Annotated in this window: 2 protein-coding genes and 1 pseudogene; 1 reads left to right on the top strand and 2 read right to left on the bottom strand. The window is 61.4% G+C overall.

The window, feature by feature from the left end; translation table 11 throughout:
- Positions 1 to 47: 47 nt before the first annotated feature.
- Together PMI23_RS30440 and PMI23_RS30435 are read right to left on the bottom strand one after the other, a co-directional pair.
- Positions 48 to 803: a methyl-accepting chemotaxis protein gene (locus PMI23_RS30440; RefSeq protein ID WP_371857720.1), complete on the bottom strand. Its 756-nt coding sequence runs from the start codon at positions 801 to 803 to the stop codon at positions 48 to 50.
- A gap of 102 nt (positions 804 to 905) precedes the next feature.
- Positions 906 to 1,052: pseudogene (locus PMI23_RS30435) on the bottom strand (HAMP domain-containing protein); the annotation flags it as partial.
- Between the two features lie 1,398 nt (positions 1,053 to 2,450).
- Here PMI23_RS30435 and PMI23_RS27750 point away from each other — a divergent pair.
- Positions 2,451 to 3,767, top strand: coding sequence for a Na+/H+ antiporter family protein (locus tag PMI23_RS27750; RefSeq protein WP_007920443.1), 1,317 nt, complete (start codon positions 2,451 to 2,453; stop codon positions 3,765 to 3,767).
- Positions 3,768 to 3,787: the final 20 nt, after the last annotated feature.

Below are 3,787 nucleotides of genomic sequence, written 5' to 3'. Positions count from 1 at the left end.
GGGCTGGGGTGAGGGGGGAATCTCACTGACACCCCACAACCTGCGAATCAAACCCGAAACTGATCCATTAAACTCTGCTGCTGATTCGCCAGACTATTGAGCGACTGACTCACCCGCGCCGACTCATTCGCCTGCCCGGACAACGACTCGGTCACATCGCGAATCGTCGCCACGTTGTTATTGATCTCCTCGGCCACCGCGCTCTGCTCTTCCGCCGCGCTGGCAATCTGCAGGTTCATGTCGCTGATCACCGTGACCGCATCGCCAATCTGGCGCAGCGCCGTCACAGCCTGGCCAACCTGCTCGACACTGCCCTGAGCCTGACGATGGCTGTTGCCCATCGAACCAACCACATCTTGCGTACCGGTTTGCAGTTGCTCGATGACCTGACGGGTCTCTTCCACCGACTCTTGTGTGCGGCGGGCGAGGTTGCGGACTTCGTCGGCTACCACGGCAAAACCGCGTCCGGCCTCACCGGCGCGCGCCGCTTCGATCGCGGCATTAAGCGCGAGCAAGTTAGTCTGCTCGGCAATCGCACGAATGGTTTCCAGCACCGCGCCGATCTTCTCGCTGTTGGCGGCCAGGCCTTCGACTTGCACCATGGCTGCGCTCATGTCGGCGGCGAGGGTGTCGATGCTCGCGGTGGTGCGGTCGATCACGGTCAGGCCCTGACGGGTCGCGCGATCAGCATCCTTGGCGGCTTCGGCAGCCTGCGCGGCGCTGCGGGCGACGTCTTGCGCGGTGGCGCTCATTTCGTGGGAGGCAGTGGCAACCTGATCGACCTGGCGGTATTGCTGCTCCATGCCGGCGCTGGTTTGCGTGGCGATGGCCGAAGACTGGTCGGCGGTGTTGCGCGCGTCCTGCACCGAGCGTTTCACCTCGGCAATGATCGGCTGCAACTTGTCGAGGAACTTGTTGAACCAACCGGCCAGTTGCCCGAGTTCGTCCTTTTTGTCATAGGCCAGACGGCGGGTCAGATCGCCTTCGCCGCTGGCGATGTCTTCAAGCATGTGCGCCACGCCGAGGATCGGCTTGGTCACGCTGCGCGCCATCAGCCACACCAGCAGCAAGCCGATCAACGCGGCCAGCACGCCGAGGCTCAATTCGATCAGCGTGCCGGAGTTGTTGCTCGCGTCCAGTTGTTGCTTGAGCGCTTCGGCGCGGCTGACCAGGACTTTCTCTGGCACATCCAGCAGCACGCCCCACGACGGACCCCCGGGAATCGGTTGAAATGGCGACAGCACTTTCAACTGGCCGTTGCTGTGCAGGCTGCTGACGCTTGTGCTGGAGGCGAGCTTGCTGAGCAACTCGGCGCCGCTGGTTTTATCCACCGCATCCAGACGCTGGCTGAGTTTGCCGGCATCCGGGCTGTAACCGGCGAGCAGGCCGGCGGGGCTGATGATGCTCACGGCGGTCTGGCCGTCATAGAGCTTTTTGCTCGCGCCCTGGCTGATCGCTTGCAGGCTGTTGAGGTTGATGTCGACCGACAGCGAAGCGATGACTTTGCCGTTGACCATCAGCGGGAAGACGATGCTGGTCATCAGCACGTTTTGCCCGTCGATCACATAGAAGTACGGTTCGATCACACACGGCTTGAGCGTGGCGCGCGGGCAGGTGAACCAGGCGTTGGCCGCTTGACCGCTGGGACCGGTGCTGGTGTCGGCCATGTCGCTTTCCGGCAGGGCCATCGAGGTGACTTTGCCCGGGGTTGGTTGCGACCAGTACAGGGCGAAACGGCCCTTGTCGTTGCTGCCCAGTTCAGCCTGGCCGGCGAACAGTTCGTCTTTGCCGTCCAGTGCGTTGGCTTCGAACACCAGCGACAGACCGAGCAGGTCCGGGTTGGCTTGCAGCGCCGATTTGACCTGACGGGTCATGTCTTCACGCAGATCGAAAGCATCGAGGAAGCGCTTTTCGGCCTGTTCGCGCAGGAACAGCACCTGCCGCGAGAAACCGTGGCCGTACTGATAGGCGTCCATGAATTGCTGGCGAATGCCGGCAGCCTGCACTTCACCTTGCGACTCGATGCGCGCTTGCGCCGACTCGGTGAGCATCTCCATGCTCGAAGCTTTCACCAGTTCAGAACTGTGCTCCATGCGATACAGCGAAAGACCCACCAACAGGGTCACGATACCGGCCAGGCAGAGGCCGGCGAGCAGGGTGATTTTCCATTGGATGGAAAGTTGTCTGAGCGACATGGAGACGTCCTTATTCGATAAATATCTGAGACTTTGCACTGTAACGGCCGCGTTTCGGCTTTCTTTATCCTTGAAACACAATATGACCGATTGCCGCAGCCGAAATCGCCCACTCGCTTTGACACTGCGGCCACTCTGCGGCACAGTGCGCGCCCTTCTAATAAGACCCTCTTTGCAAATCCGCCGGTGAACCGTTGGCGGACTCATTCTGTCTGGCGGTCGGTTTTCCACCGCAGTGTTTTTCGAGGAAGTGAAATGAATGCAGTCATAGCGGCAGTCGGCGTCATGCTGATTCTCAGCCTGTCCCGCGTGCACGTAGTGATCGCCTTGATCGTTGGCGCGCTGGTCGGCGGCCTGACCGGTGGCCTGGGCATCGACGCCACGCTCAAGGCGTTCAACAGCGGCCTGGGCGGCGGGGCGACGGTGGCGTTGTCCTACGCGTTGCTCGGCGCTTTCGCCGTGGCGATTGCCAAGTCGGGCCTGGCCCATGCCCTGGCTGACAAGGCGCTGGCGATGGTTGATCGCCAGCATGCGACCGGCGGTGGCAGCGTCAAATGGCTGCTGATCGGCTTGCTGTGGGTCGTGGCGATCGCTTCGCAGAACATCCTGCCGATCCACATCGCGTTCATTCCGCTACTGGTGCCGCCACTTCTCTATGTACTGACCAAGCTGCAACTCGATCGCCGGCTGATCGCGTGCGTCATGACCTTCGGTCTGATCACGCCGTACATGTTCCTGCCGGTGGGCTTCGGCAACATCTTCCTCAATGAAATCCTGCTGGCCAACGTTGCCCGTAGCGGTGTTGATATCAGCGGCATCAATGTCACCCACGCCATGGGCATTCCGGCGCTGGGCATGGTCTTCGGCCTGGCGATGGCGTTCATCACTTATCGCAAGCGGCGCGTATACGACCTGGCGAAGATTGAGCAGGTCGAGCAAGTGGCGGTGCAGTACAACCCGCTGAGCCTGATGATTGCCGGTGTGGCGATTGCCGCTGCGTTCATCGTGCAACTGCTGCTGGACTCGATGATTATCGGGGCGCTGGTCGGTTTCCTGATCTTCTCGGTGTCGGGCATTGTGAAATGGCGCGAGACCGATGACCTCTTCACCGAGGGCATGAAGATGATGGCGATGATCGGCTTCATCATGATCGCCGCCTCCGGGTTTGCCGAGGTGATGAAGGCCACCGGTGAGGTACAGACCCTGGTCGAGTCGTCGGCGTCGTGGATCAATCACAGCAAGGGCATCGGCGCGTTGTTGATGCTGCTGGTCGGGTTGCTGGTAACCATGGGGATTGGTTCGTCGTTTTCCACGGTGCCTATTCTGGCGGCGATTTTCGTGCCGCTGTGCGTGCAACTGGGCTTCAGCCCGATCGCTATCGTGTGCATCGTCGGTACCGCTGGTGCTTTGGGCGACGCCGGCTCGCCGGCCTCGGACTCGACGCTGGGCCCGACCTCCGGTCTGAACATCGACGGCCAGCATCACCACATCTGGGACACCGTGGTGCCGACGTTCCTGCACTACAACCTGCCGCTGCTGGCGTTCGGCTGGGTGGCCGCGATGGTCCTCTGAACCCCTGAAACCTGTGGGAG

This window comes from Pseudomonas sp. GM24 (genome assembly GCF_000282235.1).
GTDB lineage: Bacteria > Pseudomonadota > Gammaproteobacteria > Pseudomonadales > Pseudomonadaceae > Aquipseudomonas.
Note: the sequence above shows the minus strand (reverse complement) of the source record. Positions and strands in the feature narration are given on the sequence as shown.

What these genes read in the sequence shown, in the direction of transcription:
- PMI23_RS30440 (WP_371857720.1), bottom strand. Translation starts at nt 803, where the DNA reads ATGGAGCAGCAATACCGCCAGGTCGATCAGGTTGCCACTGCCTCCCAC.
- PMI23_RS27750 (WP_007920443.1), top strand. Translation starts at nt 2,451, where the DNA reads ATGAATGCAGTCATAGCGGCAGTCGGCGTCATGCTGATTCTCAGCCTG.